Genomic DNA, 19,202 nt, shown 5'->3' with positions numbered 1-19,202 from the left:
TCAGAGTTTATTGGCCCGACTATTTACTGTCGAAATTGGTGGCGCCGTCCCAATTCGCGACAAATGGCTGTTTCCGCAAGTGCGTTACCCGGTCTCCGTACAAGCGGTAAAGCACGCTGTCCGGGCTGTATGCCTTAAAGCGCAATTGCCAATGCTCGCATTGTGCCCAATCCTGGGCTTTGTAGGCTGCCAGGAATTGGCTCCAACTTTTCAGTTCCTTCGCATGCGATTCGGTCAACGCCTCGAGTTTGCAGAGGGGCCGGTAAATGGCCACCGCCTGCGCTTTGCCTTTAACCCGGACCAGGTCCAGCTGCTGCCACGCGAACTGTGGTGCCAATCTTTGTGTGCTCGCACTCACGACGATGGATGTGCCGTAGTGTTTTGACAGCCCCTCCAGGCGCGATCCCAGATTGACCGCGTCGCCGATCACCGTATAGCTGCGACGGATGTCCGAACCCATGTCGCCCACACACATCATCCCGGTGTTCAGACCGATGCCGACGCCAATGTCAGGCAGCCCCCGCTGGCGATGGCCTTCGTTGATCTGCGCAATGGCGCTCGCCATGTCGATGGCGGCAGAGACAGCCAGGTGGGCGTGGTCGGGTGTGGATACGGGAGCGCCCCAGAACGCCATCACGCAGTCGCCCATGTATTTGTCGATGGTGCCACGGTGGCCGCGAATGATGTGCGTGAGTTTGCTGAATACGTCATTCAGAAGAGCCTGCAATTGCAAAGGCTCCATCCGTTCCGACATGGCGGTGAATCCGCGCATGTCGCAGAACATCACCGTCAGCTCCCTGCTCGTGGCCTCCATGCTGTAGTTCTCGGGTTCCTTGACCATTTCGTCCACCAGCTCGGGGGGGACGTAGGTGCCGAAAAGGGCCGCCAACTCACGTTTTGATTTGCTCTCTACAAAGTAGCCGTAGACCATGTTGAGCGCGAATGCCAGTACCGCCATCACGATTACCGTCGCCAGTGGCATTGCCAAGCCTTGAGCCAGATAGAGCCACAGGTTGAGGCCTGCCAGCGCTGCAACGACCCCCAGGCTAAGAAGCACCGCCGAGGTGGCTGACAGCGCGGGCAGGGCGACGGCCAGTAAAACACCTGCGCAGAGCAGCTGTGCAGCGTCAAAGCCTACCGCGTAGTCCGGTCGCACGATGCTTTTGCCGTCAAGAAAGGCGGACAGCATATTGGCGTGGGTTTCCACGCCGGGATAGGTTCGGCCTACGGGGGTTACGCGCAGGTCGAGCAGACCGGGGGTTGTTGAGCCCACCAGAATCAGTTGGCCTTGCAGGTTGTTGGCAGGCAGTTTGCCCTCCAGTACATCCGACGCGGAAACATAGCGGAATGACCCTCCGCTCACGTCGCCGGGGCCGCGAAAGGGTATGAGTGTTGCTAGCCGGTCGTCTACAGGCAGCGCAAGTTCGCGGCCATGCTGGCGCAGCACGATGCTGTGCAAGGTGTCGTGGGTGCCTTGGGGGACGGCGCTGACATAGTTGGGATGTACTTCCGGCAAGCCAAGCAGAGTGCGAAACATCGCAAGCGCCAAGGATTCGTAGTACTTTCCCTGGTGCTCCGCAAGGAGAGGAAGGGAACGGACTACGCCATCGTCATCGGTAACCGAGTTGAAAAAACCCGCAGCAGGCACAGCATTGGCCAGTTTTTCAATGTTGCTGCCGTATCCACCCCAGGAGGTGGCCCGCAATGGGAGACCACGAAGTCTCTCGGTGGGCAAGGCAGGAGGGGGTAGAACACCTTTTGTTCTCCCGTCCCGGTCACTGGTGAAGTAGTAGCCCAGAACCGCAGGTCGGCCTTGCAGAGCGCGGGCAAAGAGTGCGTCGTAGTCAAGAGCGGGAGCCAGGCGCGCCAGTTGTTCCTTGAAGCCCGTCTGCGCCCGCAAAGGCCCTTTGGCCAAACGCTCCAAGTTTGCGAGACCCGAGCTTCCGTCTGCTTCCGCGAAGAGGACGTCAAACCCCACCAGCGCGACCTGTTGCCGTTCAAACAGCTCCTGCGTCAAAGCAGCAAGCTTGTCCCGTCCCCAAGGCCAATGCCCCACCCTATCAAGGCTTTTTTCGTCAATATCAACGATGACGATGCGCTCGTCCAGCGTACGCGGCATGGTCGCACGCAGCCGGGTGTCGTAGATGATGTTTTCGAGCCGCTCCAGCACCTGGAGATGAAGGGCGCCTGAAATGTGCAGCAGTGCAAACGCTAACGGAATCAGGGTGACTGCCGTGCGGCGAGCGTGCCGTCGGAACAGATGCAAGAGTCTGGATTGCATGGGTTCCGGCGACAAGGTCGGCAGATAAATTGCCAGATGGGGCGCGAGGCCCGGGTGCGGCCGTCAGCTTTGTTCGAACTGCATTTCCGTACCTGCCAACTCCAGCCGATCACCGTGTTTGAGAGGTACAGGAGATGTGCCGATGGAAGCACCATTGAGCAGAGGCATGTCGGGGCCCTCGACATGGGCCAGCACGAAGCCCTGATGCCGCTTGGTAATGGAGGCCACGGCAACGCCAGGTTTGCCGATGGTGGTAACCACTTTTTGCAGCGACACTTCCCGTCCCGCAGCGGCACCAGACATCACACGGATGACCCCGGAGATGGGCGGGGCAGTGGCAGCACCCAGCGGGGCAGGCCGGGAGGCCGTGCCCAACGGAGGCACCATTCCCGGTTTGAAGATCATGGTCTTCTCGAAGTTTTGCCCTTCAGCCTCGTGCAGGAAACGGATCTTGTACTTGCCCACCTCAACGGTGTCGCCATTGCGCAGTTCCTGGCGCTTGACAGCCTTGGCGTTGACGTAGGTGCCGTTGGTGCTCCCCAGGTCTTCAATTTCCACATCCTGGCCTGCCATGTGAATGACGGCATGTTCGCCGCTCACGGCGAGGTTATCGATCACGATGTCGTTGTAAGGGCGGCGGCCGAGCGTAGTGCGCTCTTTGGTCAGTTGCACTTCCTTGATGACAACCCCGTCGATTGAAACGATCATTCTGGGCATGATCCACTCCTGATGTGATGAGTAATTGTTGTAGTCGGCGCCACTTACGCGGCCCCTAGCAATCGGGACATAAGGCCGCGTTTCTTGCCCCCCGCAGCCGCTTGCACCAGCAGTACGCTGACGTTATCACGCCCACCGTTCGCATTGGCAGTGTCGATGAGCAATGTGGCTTTTTCCTCCAAAGGCAGTGGTGTTCGCACCAGCTCCGCCAAGTCTGAGTCAGCGACCATGTCCGTGAGGCCGTCTGAACACATTAGGAACAAGTCATTGGGGGCCACCTGAAACTCGTTGACTTCCATCATGACATTGGGTTCTACGCCCAGCGCACGGGTAACGAGATTGCGATTGGACGACAGCGCGGCTTGCTGCGCTGTAAGCAGGCCGGCATCAACCTGTTCCTGGAGCCAGGAGTGGTCGCGTGTGATCTGTTGCAGGGTGCCATCGCGCAGGCGATAGCAGCGGGAGTCGCCAATATGTCCGAGGATGAGGCGGCTGCCGTGGAAAACCCCGACCACCAGCGTGGTGCCCATTCCCGCATATTGGGGGTTGGAAAGCGAGGCACCCAGAATGGCATGGTTGGCGTTCTCGACGCAGATCTCCAGGGCTCGCCGCACGTCGGTCGATTGGGGAGTGCTGCCGGCCTGCCCCAACCAGCGGGCCATCTCGGTGCGGATGAACGTGGTGGCCATGCCGCTTGCCACTTCACCAGCGTTGTATCCGCCCATGCCATCGGCGAGGATGGCGACCTGAGCATCCCGGTCGACCGCCACCGCATCTTCGTTATTGGTGCGCACGCGGCCTTTGTCGGTGCGTGCGAAAAATTCGTAGGTCATGGATGTTGGGGCGAGCGTCATCGGGCGCCTGAAATCGGCGGGGATGCCGCGCCCCGCCCAGCGGGTTGCTCCATCACGGTTCTCTGAAAATCCGCCATTTCATGCCCTGTTGCATCGCGGTCCGCATCATAGACGACTGCTCCCGGCTCCGGCGATCCCGCCTGTCCGGCTGCCACGCCCGCCTGCCGCAGGTCGGCGGCAAATTGCCGGCCCGTCTGGTACCGGGCCTCCGGGCGTTTCTGAAGGGCCTGGGCCACCACGCGCGCCACGGCGGGGGAAAGCTCGGGGCGCAGCTGCCGAATGTCGGGCGCCTCCGTGTTGGCGATTTTGTGCATCAGCTCCGTCATCGACTCCCCGCGCAGCGGCAGCGAGCCCGTCAGCAGCTGAAACAACGTGACACCCAATGAGTAGAGGTCTGACCGGCCATCCACCTTCTTGCCCGCGAGTTGCTCCGGTGACATGAAACTCGGGGTCCCCAGAACCAGTCCTGTGCGTGTCTTGCTGGAATCCGTGATGCGTGCAATGCCAAAATCCGTCACCTTCACGGCATCCGTGGCGGCGTCGAACATGATGTTGGCAGGCTTGATGTCGCGGTGCACCACGTTGTGCGCGTGGGCGTAGTCCAGCGCCTCGGCAACGCGCGCTCCGATGGAAAGCACCGTGGCCACCGGTAGAAGATGCCCAGCATGGCAGGCCCGCGCCAGGTCTGCGCCCTTGAGGAACTCCATGGCGATGTAGGCCAGATCGTGTTCCTCGCCAGCATCAAAGATCGTCACGATGCAGGGGTGCTGCAGGCGCCCCGCTGTTTCTGCCTCGCGAAAGAACCGGGCTCTGGCATCGATGAGTGCGTCGCCCTCGAACTCTTCGCCGAGCGCCAGGGTCTTGATGGCAACCACGCGTCCAATCTTTGGGTCTCTTCCCAGGTAGACCACGCCCATCGCCCCTTTGCCAATCTCCCTGTCTATCTGATAGCGGCCCAGCATCGGTATGCCGGTTGCGGCATCACCTGGCAGGCGCGGCGCTGGGGTGGGGGGAATCGATGCGGGTGTGCTGGACGGGGCGCCAGTTTCCTTCTGCAGGTGCGCCCGCACACGCTTGTACCGTGCATGGGCATCCTTGTATCCCTTGTTGTGCTGCAGGATGTGTTTGTAGACGGACTTGGCCTTGGCAAAGTTGCGCTTGCGCTCAAAGTCCTGCGCCAGGTGGTACAGGTTGTCCATCAGGGCATCGCTGGGCGGCACCCGGCGCAAGCGCTCGAAGGCCATGTCCAATTGGCCCTGCCCCTGCAGCGCAAGCCCCATCATGCGATCGGTTTCGGCGGTTTCCGCTGATGGGGGTGTACCTCTTGCGCCGAGCTTGCCCAGCACGGCAAAGGCTGTGATGCCTCCCAACAAAGCCAGCACGCCGGGCGCCAAAGGAATCCAGAGCCCTGCGTAACGCAGCAGGCCCCACTCAGTGGCGACGAGCAGGAGCAGGAGCCCTGCGCCCAGCACTCCCCCGGCTGGACGAGAGAGTCTCGGAAGGGCCAGCGCAACAAAGAGCAATGCTCCCAGTGCGCTGCCCCAGGACGCCGTCCATGCCCACTCAGGTCGTTGCACCCCGAGGCCCAGCCGTATGGCCGACAGCGTTTGCGCCAGCATCTCCACGGGATACATCGTGCGCGCGCTGGACTGGACCCATGGGGTGACCAGCGCGTTGCTTGTCTCACCCACCAGTACCACTTTGTCCTTGAAGTCCTGCGGCGGAATCTTGCCGCTGGATACCTGGGCAAAAGACACCACAGGGAATGCGGAGGCACCGTCCGGCGCTGCGTGAAATCGCGGGTGCATCACCGCCGAACCGTCGGTCACAACGTGCAGCCCACCCATGCGAATGCCCTGAGGCTCCGTCTGAACCCGCAGTTCGTTTTGGCCCAGATGCAGACTGTGCCTCGCCGCGAGCAAGGCCAAGGAGGGCACGCCGACGTCGTCGTACCGCAGCAGAAGGGGAATGCCGCGAAGGTGACCATCTTCGTCCAGGGCGACCGAAAGATGACCAACGCCTGCCGCCACCGAACCGATCCCGGCTACCGGGTTTTGCGCCGATGTGGCGGGGATCGCAAAGCTCGCAGGGTTCGGCAAAACGCTGCGGTGCGCATAGGCGGGCAGCGGCGTGCGGGCACCGCCCGCCAGGGTGTAGCGCGAAGCCAGGAATACGTTGCCGGCCCGTTGGATGCTGGCGGCGAGGCGCGCGTCAGAATCCAGAGCCTTCTCCGCCTCGTCTACGGTGCGGCTCAACTCCGTCGCCAGCGGGGATGTGTCCCCCGCCCGCGCCATCGTGTCCCGCATTTTGCGAAGGTAGGCAAGGCCACGGTCGGACTGGGGTTCGGCAAAAGACGGGGTCAGGACAATGGTCTTGGCGCCAGCCGCCGAAAGCTGATCGATCAGCTTGGCGTAGACATCTCGTGACCAGGGGCCGTTGCCCAAGCTTTCAAGGCTGGCATCGTCGATGCCAATGATGGCAATTTCAGGCAACGGGGCTGGCGTGTGGATGCTGGTCGCAGCGTCATACACGCGGTACTCCAGCCACTTGAACACACCCGTGGCTGCGCACAGTGCAACCAGCACCGCCGCAGCCAATGCGCCCCGCAAACCATCGGTACGCCACATGCCAAGCCACCGCCCCGAGGTTGTTCGTCCCACTTGCTGATATTCCACTCTCTGTATTGAGAGCTGTTCAAAGCAATATTTAAGCCGGGGCTGCAGGGGGCTTGGTGTGACCCCCAACCGCATGCGACGGGTGGTTCATCGAGGATTCGATGGCGGTTCTTGTCGGGGCAGGCAGGACGCATGAATCGGGTGTGTCATTTTTGTCACCCGAATGCGACGAGCCACCCGGGCACACTTTGGCCCACCCATGCAAAAAGCGCCCGGAACCTTGGTTCCGGACGCTTTTTTTGGAGTTCGCGTTCCTCTGCGAGCCCTCAAGCCCAAGGTGTCCGCGGTGACGCGGACGGGCGCAGCGAGATTTACTTCAGCTGGGCCTTGAGCAGCTTGCCCAGTTCCGAAGGATTGCGGGTGATGATGAAGCCCGACTCTTCCATGATGGCCAGCTTGGCGTCGGCCGTGTCGGCACCGCCAGAGATCAGCGCGCCAGCGTGGCCCATGCGCTTGCCGGGAGGGGCCGTCACGCCAGCGATGAAGCCCACGATAGGCTTCTTCATGTTCGCCTTGCACCACTGGGCGGCTTCGGCTTCGTCAGGACCGCCGATTTCGCCAATCATGATCACGGCGTCGGTGTCTGGATCGTCGTTGAAAGCCTTCATCACGTCGATGTGCTTGAGACCGTTGATGGGGTCGCCACCAATGCCCACGGCGCTCGATTGACCCAGACCGACTTCGGTCAGCATGGCCACGGCTTCGTACGTCAGCGTGCCCGAGCGGGACACCACGCCGATACGGCCCTTGCGGTGGATGTGACCGGGCATGATGCCGATCTTGATTTCGTCAGGCGTGATCAGGCCAGGGCAGTTGGGGCCCAGCAGCAGCGTCTTCTTGCCGCCAGCAGCTTCCTTGGCCTTCATCTTGTTGCGCACCATCAGCATGTCCTTGACCGGAATGCCTTCGGTAATGCAGATGGCCATGTCCAGGTCGGCTTCCACGGCTTCCCAGATGGCATCTGCAGCGCCTGCTGGAGGCACGTAGATCACCGACACGGTGGCGCCGGTCTGCTGGGCGGCTTCCTTGACGGAGGCGTAGATCGGGATGTTGAAGATCGACTCGCCCGCCTTCTTGGGGTTCACGCCCGCCACGAAGCAGTTCTTGCCGTTCGCGTATTCCTGGCACTTTTCGGTGTGGAACTGGCCCGTCTTGCCCGTGATGCCCTGGGTGATGACCTTGGTGTCTTTGTTGATGTAGATCGACATGTGTATTCTCCGGGCTTACTTGACGGCAGCAACGATCTTGGTCGCAGCTTCGGCCATGGTGTCTGCAGCGATGATGGGCAGGCCAGACTCGGCCAGCATCTTCTTGCCCAGCTCTTCGTTCGTGCCCTTCATGCGCACGACCAGCGGCACATTCAGGTTCACGGCCTTGCAAGCGGTGATCACGCCGGTGGCGATGGTGTCGCACTTCATGATACCGCCGAAGATGTTGACCAGAATGCCTTCGACCTTGGGGTTCTTCAGCATGATCTTGAAGGCTTCAGTCACCTTCTCGGGGGTGGCACCGCCGCCCACGTCCAGGAAGTTGGCGGGTTCGCCGCCGAACAGCTTGATGGTGTCCATGGTGGCCATGGCCAGGCCGGCGCCGTTCACCAGGCAGCCGATGTTGCCATCGAGGCTGATGTAGGCCAGGTCGAACTTGGAGGCTTCCACTTCGGCTGGATCTTCTTCGTCCAGATCGCGGAAGGCCACGATTTCGGGGTGACGGAACAGCGCGTTGGCGTCAAAGTTGAACTTTGCGTCCAGGGCCATCAGGTTGCCCTTGGAGTCGCAGTTCAGGGGGTTGATTTCCACCAGCGACGCGTCGGTGTCCATGTAGCACTTGTAGATCTTGGCGAAGATGTCTACGGCCTGGTCGATGGAGGCGCCGGTCAGGCCAATGGCGGCTGCCACCTTGCGGCTCTGTTCTTCGGTGATGCCGGTCAGCGGGTCAATCATCTCGGTGATGATCTTCTCGGGGGTGGAGTGGGCCACTTCCTCGATGTCCATGCCGCCTTCGCTCGAAGCGATCAGGGCGACCTTCTGGGTGGCGCGGTCGGTGACCAGCGACACATACAGTTCGTTCTTGATGTCGGCGCCGTCTTCGATGTACAGGCGGCGGACCTTCTGGCCCTCAGCGCCGGTCTGGTGCGTGACCAGCTGCATGCCCAGGATGTCGCTGGCGCGTGCCTTCACGTCGTCAATGGTCTTGGCAACCTTCACGCCGCCGCCCTTGCCACGGCCACCGGCGTGGATCTGGGCCTTGACCACCCACACGGGGCCGCCGAGCTTCTGGGCTGCTTCAACGGCTTCTTGCACCGTGAATGCGGGAATGCCACGCGGAACGGGCACACCAAAATTGCGCAAGATTTCCTTGCCTTGGTATTCGTGAATCTTCATGAGGTCTCTCTCAGGGAAGGGTGGTAGTTACCCGTTTACCATGAACAGATGTCTGGCCGCGGGCTTGGGACATGGCAACCCGCGACTGTATCATGTTGCAACGCACCATCCTTGTGCCTAACTTACACCCTGGGCTGGGCTGGTAGGCTTCCCATCCCCCCTTTTTCTCTTTTCTATTCCGGCAGCCGCTGCCGCCTTTTTGCAGGAGCACCTTCATGTCCAAAGTCTTTATCGATGGCGAAGCCGGTACCACGGGCCTGCAGATCCGCGAGCGCCTGCAGGCCATGCCGCAGATCGAGCTGGTCAGCATTGCGCCCGAGTTGCGCAAAGACCCGGCCGCCAAGCGCGACCTGATCGCGGGGGTCGACCTGGTGGTGCTGTGCCTGCACGACGATGCGGCACGCGACACCGTGGCGATGGTCGATGAGATCGAGCGCAGCTCGGGCCGCAAGGTCAAGGTGATCGACGCCAGCACGGCCCACCGCACGGCCGATGGCTGGGTGTACGGGTTTCCAGAACTCGCTGCATCGCAGGCGCAGGCGGTGCGCGACGCCACCCGTGTCTCTAACCCCGGCTGCTACGCCACGGGCGCGATTGCCATGCTGCGCCCGCTGGTGGACGCCGGCCTGATCCCTGCGGACTACCCTTTGAGCCTGCCTTCGGTGTCGGGCTATTCCGGCGGCGGCCGCACCATGATTGAAGCGTACGAGGCAGGCACTGCAGCGCCGTATGAGGCCTACGCCCTGGGCCTGACGCACAAGCACATCCCCGAGATCCTGCGCTACACCGGCCTCACACGCCGCCCGGTGTTCATCCCCGCCGTGGGCAACTTCCGCCAGGGCATGCTGGTGCAGTTGCCGCTGCACCTGGACCTGCTGCCCGGAGCCCCCAAGGCCAGCGACCTGCACGACGCGCTGGCCGGTCACTACAGCCGCACCAACACGCCCGAGCAGTGGGTCAGCGTACTGCCGCCCACCGATGATTTGAAGCTCGCCGCCGACACGCTGACCGACACTAACAAGCTGGAGCTGCGCGTGTTTGCCAACGAGCAATACCGGCAGGCCGTGGTCATTGCGCGCCTGGACAACCTGGGCAAAGGCGCCAGTGGCGCCGCAGTGCAGAACCTGCAGCTGATGCTCGGTCTCTGAACCGCTACGGGTTTCCCCACACTCCTGTCTGCCCGGCAGGTTTTCGACGCGCCAGACCTGGCGCGTTTTTTCTGTGGGCGTCCCTGGCGGAATCGTTTAAGCTGATTCCAGACCGCTGACCACGCCAGGCCCACTGGCGCACGCCGTATGTTTGGGGGGGCTGATGGGTTTTCCACTGTCTTATGACATCGTGGCGCCGCAGATGCGGTCGCTGCAGAAGCTCGAAGCTGCGTTGCAGCGCCTGGATCTTCGCTGGGAGGTCATCGACACCACTGCACGCATCGTGTGCCCGGGCGAGGCGGCGGGTTTCCTGCATACCCTGGACCAGACGCGCACCGCATTCGCCACGCTGGCCCAGGAGATGGTGGAGCACATTGCCACCACCCACCTGAGCAACCGCATGGGCGACCTGGCGTCCCGCGCCCAGGTGGCCATCGATATTCTGGTGCGCAACCTTTTCGAGCGCACGGCCGATGTCGGCTTCATCGCCACCGATGGACCGCTGGTGGCTTTTGTGGAGGCTGCGGCAGTCCAAGGCGACCCCGATGCCGCCACGCTGCTGCGCCAGCGGTTGCAAGAGTACCGCGCCAAATACACCGTCTATGACGACATCCTGCTGCTGGATGCCTGTGCCCATCCGTTGCTGGGCCTGCAAGACCGGCAGGTGACTGAGGCCTTGGTTGTGCAGGAGCCCTCGTGGTGGCGGGGTGCGATGGACAGGCCCGGTTATGGCGAGCACTACGGTGCCTCGGACTGGTATCCCGGCGAAGGCGATCTGCTGCTGTATGTGCACCGCGTTGTATCGGCGCAGGGGCGCGCCTGCGGGGCCGTGGTGCTGCGCTTTGGACTCCATTCCGAGCTGGAGTCGATCTTTGCCGACCTGCGCGACCCCGAGGACCGCGTGGCGCTGCTGCTCGTGGATGGCAGTGACCGTGTCATTGCGTCCAGCAAGCCCGCTGAATTCTCAGTGGGCGAGGTCGTGGTCACTGGCTCTCTGCAGTCGCTTGACGCCCGCCCCTGCACCCACCGGGGCCACGACTACCTGGCGCAGGCGCGCACCACCCGGGGCTACCAGGGCTACCAAGGCCTGCCCTGGCGGGCGGTGGCGCTGGTGCGGCTGGATGCGGCGTTCAAGGGCGAGCAAGGTATGCAGGAGTCGGCAGGGGGCGGTGGCGCGCCGGCGACGGCTGAGGCAGCGCGCATGGAGGTGGACGATCCCATGCTGCGCGCCATTGTGGAACGCGCCCGCGCCATCGAAGAAGGGCTTACCCGCGTGATCTGGAATGGCAAGGTGGCCGAATCGGCAGTGAGTGCAGGCTCGTCGATCCATGCCGTGTTTGACCAGATCGGGCGCACGGGCAAGGACACCATTGCCGTCTTCGACGGTGCCATCCAGGAACTGCGCGGACTGCTGTTGGCAGGGCGCCGCGCCGAGATGAAGGCCCATGCGGGCCTGGCGGTCCGCATCATGGACCGCAACCTCTACGAACGCGCCAACGACTGCCGCTGGTGGGCGCTGTCCGAAGAACTGGCCCATGCGCTGGGTGACATCCAGGCGCGGGGCGCGCCCGGGCAATCAGCCGCTGCAGCACAGCGCGCGGCACAGATCCTCGCGCACCTCAACAGCCTCTACACGGTGTACCGGCGCGTGGCGCTGTTTGACCGCCAGGGGCTCGTGGTGGCCGTGTCCTGCGATGCCAACACGCTGCCCGCCGACCTGCAGCTGGATGCCGACCTGGTCCGGCGCACCCTGGCCTTGCAAGGTTCGCAGGCCTACGCCGTGTCGCCCATGCAGCCCCAGGCGCTGGCCGATGGGCTGCCCGCCTATGTGTACTGCGCCGCGCTGCGCGCTGCGCCGGGCGGCCCGGTGGTGGGCGGCATCGCGCTGGCCTTCAACTGCGCCACCGAGCTGAAGGCCGTGCTGTGCGACGCCCTGCCGCAGGGCCAGGGCATGCGCGGCTTCTTCACCGATGCGCAGGGGCGTGTGCTGGCCAGCGCCGACGAGGATGGCCCGGATGCCGCTCTGGGCGGTGCGCAACCTGTGTTGCCTTTTGTGGCAGATATCGCACGGGCCGCAGTGCCACCCGCCGCCGCAGGGCGGCAGCCCGGGCAGGGCGCAAGAACTTCCTCTGCGGCGACTGCGTCGGTCCTGCCCGCCACCGCGCAGCGCGTGCACTGGCAAGGGCAGGACTATCTGGCGGGTGTGGCGGTCAGCACCGGATACCGGGAATTCAAGCGCGACGATGGATACCGGGAACCCGTGTACTCCGTATTGCTGATGCCCGTGCAGCCCGCCGTGGTCAGCGGCGGTGCCCTGGCCTTGCCGCAGTCATCTGTGCAGGGGGCGGGCGGCAATGTGCGCCGCTATGGTGTGGTGGCCTGTGGCGCCCTGCTGCTGGCCATTGACAGCATGCACGTGCAGCAGGCCATGTCGGCCGCGCGCCTGGTGCAGGTGCCGGGCCCGGCGCAGCTGGCCGGCATGCTGGAGATTGCCCACGAAGGCGGCACCCGCATGGCGCCCGCCTATGACGCCTGCCGCATTGCGGGCCTGTCTGCATTGGCCGACCCTCGGCGGGCCGTGGCGGTCGTGGTCAAGAGCCAAGGCCGCCCGGTGGTGCTGTTGGTGGAGCGTCTGGTGGGCGTGGTGTCGCAGGACAACGTGCACCCTGTGCCGGGCAGCGTGTCCGCACATGCCCCATGGATCACGGGCATCCTGAGCGATCGAGGCTCGGGGCAGGCCATCGTGTATGTGGTGGACCCCAATGGCCTGGATGCCCGGTGGGTACCCTTGCCACCCGAGGTGCTTGCGGCACCCTCAGCCAGCAGTACCTCTGCAGAGTTGACAACACAGCGCTGACCGGGGCTGGCTTGTGGACGCTGCCCGGTTGGGTCAGGTGGCGCAAGGGTTCTCGTCATTCGTGTCGCCGCCCGTATCGCCACCAATGGCTTTCTGGATGGCATGCATCGTGAAGCCGCGTGCCATCAGGAAGCGGACCTGGCGCGAGCGTTCTTTCATGTCCAGCGGCACCTGGCCAAACTTGCGCTGCCATACCTCTCGGGCACGCTGCACCTCGGTGGCCAGCAGCGGGGCCGTGGCCTCGCGCACCAGCTCATCGGCCACTCCCCGGTTGCGCAGTTCCCGAACGAGGCGGGCTGCACCCAGGCGGGGGCCACGGCGGTGCACCAGGGATTGGGCCGCGCGCTTGTCGCTCAGCCAGTCCTGCTCCACCAGCAGGTCCAGCAGGGCGGCCAGCTCCTCGGGGCTCTCTGCATGGGGCGCCAGCTTGGCGGCCAGCTCGCTGCGGGAATGCTCCCGCTGGCTTAGCAGGCGCAGGGCCCGGCCCTTGAGCGAGAGCGTGGTGAACCCCATGAATCTATTTGCTTCAAATTTAATAGCTGCTGGTGCTTGCCAATCAAGCGCTAGCAGCCAATTTTGCTTGAAATTTCGGAGTTCACTCGTCCGCAGTGGCGGCAGGGGCCTGCAGTGCGCCAGGCAGCAGCGCAATGCCCAGGCCTTCGCGCACCTTGTTCTCGATCTCGCGGGCGAGGTCGGGGTTCTCGCGCAGGAACTCACGCGCGTTGTCGCGGCCCTGGCCGATTTTTTCGCCGTTGTAGGCATACCAGGCACCGCTCTTTTCCACGATCTTGGCGGTCACGCCCATGTCGATGATTTCGCCCTCGCGGCTGATGCCTTCGCCAAACAGGATGTCGAACTCTGCTGTCTTGAACGGGGGAGACACCTTGTTCTTGACCACCTTGACCTTGGTTTCGTTGCCGATGGCTTCGTCGCCCTTCTTGATGGTGCCGGTGCGGCGGATATCCAGGCGCACGGAGGCATAGAACTTGAGCGCGTTACCGCCGGTGGTGGTTTCGGGCGAGCCGAACATCACGCCGATCTTCATGCGGATCTGGTTGATGAAGATGACCATGCAATTGGTCTTCTTGATCGTGGCGGTCAGCTTGCGCAGCGCCTGGCTCATCAGGCGGGCCTGCAGGCCGGGCAAGGCGTCGCCCATCTCGCCTTCGATTTCGGCCTTGGGCGTGAGCGCGGCGACCGAGTCCACCACGATCAGGTCCACGGCGCCGGAGCGCACCAGGCTGTCCACAATTTCCAGCGCCTGCTCGCCGGTGTCGGGCTGGCTGATCAGCAGGTCGGACAGTTGCACCCCCAGTTTCTGGGCGTACTGCACATCCAGCGCGTGTTCGGCATCCACAAACGCGCAGGTACCGCCCAGCTTCTGCATCTCGGCAATCACCTGCAGCGTGAGCGTGGTCTTGCCCGACGATTCCGGGCCATAGATCTCGACCACACGGCCACGGGGCAGACCGCCCACGCCCAGCGCGATATCGAGGCCCAGCGAGCCGGTGGAGACAACCTGGATGTCCTCGATCACCTCACCTTCACCCAGGCGCATGATCGTGCCCTTGCCAAACTGCTTCTCGATCTGGGCGAGCGCAGCGGCCAGGGCCTTGGCCTTTTCGGTGTTCACGGGCAATGCGGGGTTGGTGCCTTTGACTGCGACGTCCATGAGAAACTCCTTGAAAAACAACAGGTTGGATGTTTGCACTGCTCTGCGATTAATCACAGGCTGGATGCTTGAACAGTAGTTTATGCGAGCCGTTGCAAGGTCTTCAAGGATAATTTAGTCAGTTTGCCTGACAATTCGGTGATGCCTGATTCGCCCCTTCCATCCCCTGCCGAAGACGGCTGGCGCCAGACCCACCTGGGTCGCCTGTTCGGCCACGCCATGCGGCGTTTTGACGCGCGCGTGCTGCAGCTCATGGCGCGCAATGTGGAGGTGCCGCTGGCGCTGTCCAACCTGGCGGCGCGCGACCAGGTGACGGCCGCGCACGTGCACATCACACGGCATCTGGCCTTGCAGGGCGACCGACTGACCGACCTGGCCCTGCGCGCGGGCATGACCAAGCAGGCCATGGCCAACCTGGTGGACCAGTGCGAGGCCTGGGGCCTGGTCACGCGCGAGGCCGACCCGCTGGACGCGCGCGCCCGCCGCGTGTGTTTTACGTCCACGGGGTTGGCCTGGCTGCAGGCGTTTCGCGATGCTGTGGCGCAGGCGGAGGCCGAGTTCCGGGCCGAAGTGGGCCATGACGTGGCCACTGTGGTGGCGATTGGGCTGGAAGCCTATGCGGGCGGCGATGGGGCGGGCATGTTGATGCGCTGAACCCGGCTAGTCGGCTGTACCCGTTGCGGTTGCTGTTGCCGTTGACACCTGGGCCTGCGCCGCTGCCACCAGCTGGTCAGCGTCAATGCCCATGGCACGCAGCGTGCGTGCCGCCACGCCGTGCGGCATGGTGGCCACGGCTGCCACCACGTGGGCGCCCAGAAGGGGGCCGCCCTGGCTCTTGCGGGAGCGCGCCAGCGTCTGCATGACCTCCTGGCCCGATGGCTGTGCCCGGTAGAGGCCTGGGGCCGGTGGCGCGAGGGCTGGCGCCTGCGGCAGGGTTGCATCCAGCCCCACGCTGCGTAGCGCATCGCGGTACTGCTGCTCGATCGCATCCCGCACGGCGGCGGGTGCGACGCCCACGCTCTCCAGCGCACGCCGGGCCGACCCGTCGGGAAGGTCGATGGCGGCCAGCAAAAAATGCTCTGCCCCCGGTGCGGCTTGGCCGCTTGCGCGGGCATGTGCCTCGGCGCCGGTGCACAGGCGGCTCAGGGTGCGCATGCTCTGGAAGCGGTGCTGCAATTGGCGAAACATGGTGATAACTCCTTCTCAAGAACGGGGGCGCTGTGGGGCCTGGGGCATGTGGGGTGACAGGCGCTTGTGCGCTGCCTGCTTGCTCACGCCCAGGGCCTGGGCAATCTGTGCCCACGACCACCCTTGCTCCAGCGCCGCAGCCACGGCGGCGGCTTCCAGCCGGTCGGCCATCAGCCGCAAGGCGACTACGGCAGCCAGCGCGGCCTCGGGGTTGTCGGGTGAGGGGAGTGCGGGTGGCGCTTGCATTCGTCAACTATAGTTGACGAACATCTCTCTCGTCAACCCATGTTGACGACGGCCTGTTGTCAGCAAGGCGTCACCGCGGAGCGAGCGCGATCGGCCCTGCACCCGGTGTGGGTGGCGAAAGCACTGTCTCACCCCCGGGCGATTCACACGCCAGCAACCACTGTCGAAAGCACTGCAGCGCCTGCAGCTGCGTGCGGCCCTCCGGGTAGCAAAACCAGTAGCCCATGTCGCTGCGGTAGCCGCCGCGCAGCGGATGGTCGGCAAGGGGCTCGCGCACCAGGCCCGCCGTGATTTCATCCTGCACCAGGCAGCGCGGCACCAGCGCCAGGCCCATGCCGGCCATCACCGCGCGGATCATGGTCTGGAACTGGTCGAACTGCGGCCCAGCCAGCGGGTCGATGAGGGCCTCCACCCCGTGCGTCTCGCTCCAGCGCAGCCATGCTTCAGGCACCGTCACGTGGCGCATCAGTGTGTGGTGGGCCACATCGCCTGGCGTGTCGATGGTCCAGTCGGCCACGCGGGTGCGCGGGGCGATCAAGGCCACCTCATTGCCCGTGATGTAGTGCGCGTGTGCGCCGGGCCAGTGGCCTTCACCGAACAGGATGGAGCAGTCCAGCTCGGGCCGCTCGAAGTCGTAGCTGTGCACGTAGGGCACGAAGTGCAGCGTGACCTGCGGGTGAAGCTGCTGGAACTGCGGCAGGCGGGGGATGAGCCACTTGGCCGCAAACGTGGGCAGGCTGGACAGGTGCAGCGCCCCGCCACCGTCGTCGCTGGTGATCAGCTCCAGGGTGGCGGCCTCCAGCTGCGCCAGCACAGCGCGCACGGCTTTCTCGTAGCGTTCGCCCGCGGGCGTCAGCGCCAAGCGCTTGCGGCTGCGCTCAAACAATGCCACGCCCACCCAGCCCTCCAGCTCCTTGACCTGCTTGCTGACCGCGCTTTGCGTGAGGTGCAAGGCCTCGGCAGCGCGCGAGACGCTACCAAACCGCGTGACCATGGAAAACGCGCGCAACAGGTGCAAAGGGGGCGACAGCCGACGAAGAGAGGACATGGTTGTTGGATTTAATCATTCCACAATGGAATGTTATCAGGCGTATCCATTGCTTGGCGGTTGTGTATGCCTCACTTAACCTTGTCGCTCCTTATAGGAGAAGAACCCATGCAACGCCGTCACATGCTTTCAGCGCTGGCCGCTGTATCTTTCGTTCCTGGAATGTCCTTGGCGCAAGAGGTCAAGCCTCTGCGTATCATCGTGCCCTTTCCCCCCGGCGGGGCTACCGACATCACCGCCCGCAGCTTGCAGGAGTCACTGGCCCGCATCCTCAAGCAGCCCGTGGTGCTGGAAAACCGGGGCGGCGCAGGCGGCTCCATCGGCATGGCTGAAGTGGCGCGGGCTTCTGCGGACGGTCTGACCCTGGGCGTGGCCACGTTGTCCACCCACGGTGTGAACCCTGCCGTGTACAGCAAGCTGCCTTACGATCCAATCAAGGACTTTGTGGGCGTGACCGAGATCGTGAAAGCGCCCGGCGTGGTGGTGGTCAACCCGGCCGTCCTGCCCGTCAAAGACCTCGCCGAGCTGGTGAGCTATCTCAAGGCCAACCCCGGCAAAGTGGCTTATGCCACTCCGGGCAACGGCACCATCGGACACATGTGGGGCGAGCTGTTCAAGCGCAGCGCAGGTGTCTCCATGGTTCACATCCCTTACCGCGGTGCGGGTCCGGCCATCAACGACGTGCTGGCTGGCCAGGTGGGGGTGTACTTTGACCAGGTGGCTTCCTCGCTGCCCCACATCAAGGCTGGAAAGCTCAGGGCGCTGGCCGTGTCGTGGCCGGTGCGGCTGGAAGTCCTGCCCGATGTGCCCACCTATGCTGCGGTGGGCTACAAACAGGCCAACGAGCCCTCCTGGTTTGGCATGGTGGCCCCGGCGGGGACGCCCGCCGCGGCCATAGACCGCATCCAGCAGGCCGTGGCCCAGGCCCTCAAGGAACCTGCCGTGCGCGAACGCCTGGCGGGTCAGGGCCTGTACCCCTCCGGTACAACCTCCAAGGAATTCACCGCACAGATCGCCCGTGAGATCGAGAAAATGAAGGGTGTTGCCGCCTACGCCAAGGTGGTGCTCGATTGAACCCACACCGGGCCCGCGGGCCCGGCGGCCATAGCCGGGGAAGACCGTCACAGGGATAACCATGGTCTTCGCCCGGTCTGGACGGCTAGGCCAGCCGCCCCATTTTGCGCACACTCTGCCTATGCATTCAGCCTTGAAACTGATCCACCACCGCTTTCAGCACGCCCAACCGGGAGCCACCGGTTCACCCGGGCAGGCCACGCAACCATCTGCCACCGTCACTGCGGTGTCCGGCAGCACACCGCTGGTGCTTGACTCTCCCCACAGCGGCACTCAGTACCCCGCCGACTTTGGCTCCGCCCTCGCCTTGGCCACCCTGCGCCGTGCGGAAGATACCCACGTCGAAAAAATCTACGCCTTTGCCCCGGCGCTGGGCGTGGCCTGGGTCGAGGCCCACTTCCCCCGCATCTACCTGGATGCCAACCGCGACACCACCGAGCTGGATACCTGCCTGATCGACGGCGAATGGACCGACCCCATTTCCACCGACCCCAAGGTGCTCAGCAAGGTGCGCCTGGGCAAGGGCCTGATCTGGAAGTTCACCGACGAGGGTGAGCCCATCTACCACCGACAGCTCACCGTGGCCGAAGTGCGTGCGCGCATCGACCAATGCTGGCGCCCCTACCACGCGGCAGTTGCCCAGGCCATCGATGCCGCCCATGCGCGCCACGGCTACAGCATCCACCTCAACTGCCATTCCATGCCCGCCGTGGCCGGGCGCTTTGCCACCGAGTTTCCGGGCCTCGAACACGCCGATTTCGTGGTGGGCGACCGCGACGGCACCACGGCCAGCCCCGCGCTGTCCGCACTGATCTGCGATCACCTGCGCGCGTGTGGCTACAGCGTGGAATACAACCACCCCTACAAAGGCGTGGAGCTGGTGCGCCGCTATGGCAACCCTGCGCAGCACCGCCACAGCATCCAAGTCGAGATCAACCGCAAGCTCTATATGGACGAGCGCACGCTGGCGCAGGTGCCCGAGGGCATGGTGCGCTTGCAGGCCGACCTGAAAACCCTGGTCAGCAAGCTGCTGGCGCACGACCCGCGCTAACCTTGTG

Annotated in this window: 16 protein-coding genes; 5 read left to right on the top strand and 11 right to left on the bottom strand. The window is 64.0% G+C overall.

Annotated features, from left to right (window positions below):
• Positions 1–19 precede the first annotated feature (19 nt).
• The 6 genes from C8C94_RS17270 to sucC all read right to left on the bottom strand — a co-directional run bounded on the left by C8C94_RS17270 (position 20) and on the right by sucC (position 8,911).
• A complete protein-coding gene (locus C8C94_RS17270; protein ID WP_121421580.1) occupies positions 20–2,281 on the bottom strand; it encodes a CHASE2 domain-containing protein in 2,262 nt (753 codons plus the stop codon).
• A 63-nt stretch (positions 2,282–2,344) separates the two neighbouring features.
• Positions 2,345–2,998, bottom strand: coding sequence for an FHA domain-containing protein (locus tag C8C94_RS17265; protein ID WP_121421579.1), 654 nt, complete (start codon positions 2,996–2,998; stop codon positions 2,345–2,347).
• A 44-nt stretch (positions 2,999–3,042) separates the two neighbouring features.
• Positions 3,043–3,831 (bottom strand): Stp1/IreP family PP2C-type Ser/Thr phosphatase, encoded by a 789-nt coding sequence (locus C8C94_RS17260; RefSeq protein ID WP_121421578.1) that lies wholly within the window; start codon positions 3,829–3,831, stop codon positions 3,043–3,045.
• A 17-nt stretch (positions 3,832–3,848) separates the two neighbouring features.
• Positions 3,849–6,479, bottom strand: a complete 2,631-nt coding sequence (locus tag C8C94_RS17255; protein WP_121421577.1) for a CHASE2 domain-containing serine/threonine-protein kinase — start codon at positions 6,477–6,479, stop codon at positions 3,849–3,851.
• 359 nt (positions 6,480–6,838) lie between these two features.
• Positions 6,839–7,735: a succinate--CoA ligase subunit alpha gene (sucD, locus tag C8C94_RS17250; protein ID WP_056056609.1), complete on the bottom strand. Its 897-nt coding sequence runs from the start codon at positions 7,733–7,735 to the stop codon at positions 6,839–6,841.
• A gap of 15 nt (positions 7,736–7,750) precedes the next feature.
• Positions 7,751–8,911: an ADP-forming succinate--CoA ligase subunit beta gene (gene sucC / locus C8C94_RS17245; RefSeq protein WP_121421576.1), complete on the bottom strand. Its 1,161-nt coding sequence runs from the start codon at positions 8,909–8,911 to the stop codon at positions 7,751–7,753.
• 215 nt (positions 8,912–9,126) lie between these two features.
• On the opposite strand from sucC, the gene argC reads away from it, so the two are divergent.
• Both argC and C8C94_RS17235 read left to right on the top strand, forming a co-directional pair.
• The gene (gene argC, locus C8C94_RS17240; protein ID WP_121421575.1) at positions 9,127–10,059 is read left to right on the top strand and encodes an N-acetyl-gamma-glutamyl-phosphate reductase; all 933 of its coding nucleotides are present in this window, start codon (positions 9,127–9,129) and stop codon (positions 10,057–10,059) included.
• 163 nt (positions 10,060–10,222) lie between these two features.
• Positions 10,223–12,916: a chemotaxis protein CheW gene (locus C8C94_RS17235; protein ID WP_121421574.1), complete on the top strand. Its 2,694-nt coding sequence runs from the start codon at positions 10,223–10,225 to the stop codon at positions 12,914–12,916.
• A 33-nt stretch (positions 12,917–12,949) separates the two neighbouring features.
• Here C8C94_RS17235 and recX read toward each other — a convergent pair whose 3' ends face one another.
• On the bottom strand, positions 12,950–13,429 hold the full coding sequence (gene recX, locus C8C94_RS17230; protein WP_121421573.1) for a recombination regulator RecX: 480 nt from the start codon (positions 13,427–13,429) through the stop codon (positions 12,950–12,952).
• An 82-nt stretch (positions 13,430–13,511) separates the two neighbouring features.
• Positions 13,512–14,588 (bottom strand): recombinase RecA, encoded by a 1,077-nt coding sequence (gene recA, locus C8C94_RS17225; RefSeq protein ID WP_121422935.1) that lies wholly within the window; start codon positions 14,586–14,588, stop codon positions 13,512–13,514.
• Between the two features lie 141 nt (positions 14,589–14,729).
• Here recA and C8C94_RS17220 point away from each other — a divergent pair, with 141 nt between their 5' ends.
• Positions 14,730–15,242 (top strand): MarR family winged helix-turn-helix transcriptional regulator, encoded by a 513-nt coding sequence (locus tag C8C94_RS17220; RefSeq protein ID WP_121421572.1) that lies wholly within the window; start codon positions 14,730–14,732, stop codon positions 15,240–15,242.
• 6 nt (positions 15,243–15,248) lie between these two features.
• Here the strand turns inward: C8C94_RS17220 and C8C94_RS17215 are convergent, their stop codons facing one another.
• The 3 genes from C8C94_RS17215 to C8C94_RS17205 form a co-directional block, all read right to left on the bottom strand.
• Positions 15,249–15,776 carry a Clp protease N-terminal domain-containing protein gene (locus C8C94_RS17215; RefSeq protein WP_121421571.1) on the bottom strand — a complete coding sequence of 176 codons (528 nt, stop codon included), beginning with the start codon at positions 15,774–15,776 and terminating at the stop codon, positions 15,249–15,251.
• Between the two features lie 15 nt (positions 15,777–15,791).
• Entirely contained in the window at positions 15,792–16,022 is a 231-nt protein-coding gene (locus C8C94_RS17210) for a helix-turn-helix domain-containing protein (RefSeq protein ID WP_121421570.1), read from the bottom strand.
• Between the two features lie 70 nt (positions 16,023–16,092).
• Positions 16,093–17,070, bottom strand: a complete 978-nt coding sequence (locus C8C94_RS17205) for a LysR substrate-binding domain-containing protein (RefSeq protein WP_121421569.1) — start codon at positions 17,068–17,070, stop codon at positions 16,093–16,095.
• 108 nt (positions 17,071–17,178) lie between these two features.
• Here C8C94_RS17205 and C8C94_RS17200 point away from each other — a divergent pair, with 108 nt between their 5' ends.
• Positions 17,179–18,144 carry a tripartite tricarboxylate transporter substrate binding protein gene (locus C8C94_RS17200; protein WP_121421568.1) on the top strand — a complete coding sequence of 322 codons (966 nt, stop codon included), beginning with the start codon at positions 17,179–17,181 and terminating at the stop codon, positions 18,142–18,144.
• A 121-nt stretch (positions 18,145–18,265) separates the two neighbouring features.
• The gene (locus tag C8C94_RS17195) at positions 18,266–19,195 is read left to right on the top strand and encodes an N-formylglutamate amidohydrolase (RefSeq protein WP_121421567.1); all 930 of its coding nucleotides are present in this window, start codon (positions 18,266–18,268) and stop codon (positions 19,193–19,195) included.
• Positions 19,196–19,202 lie beyond the last annotated feature (7 nt).

The organism is Acidovorax sp. 94 (assembly GCF_003634645.1).
Classification (GTDB): Bacteria; Pseudomonadota; Gammaproteobacteria; order Burkholderiales; family Burkholderiaceae_C; genus Acidovorax; species Acidovorax facilis.
This window is presented reverse-complemented; position numbering and strand designations above follow the sequence as displayed.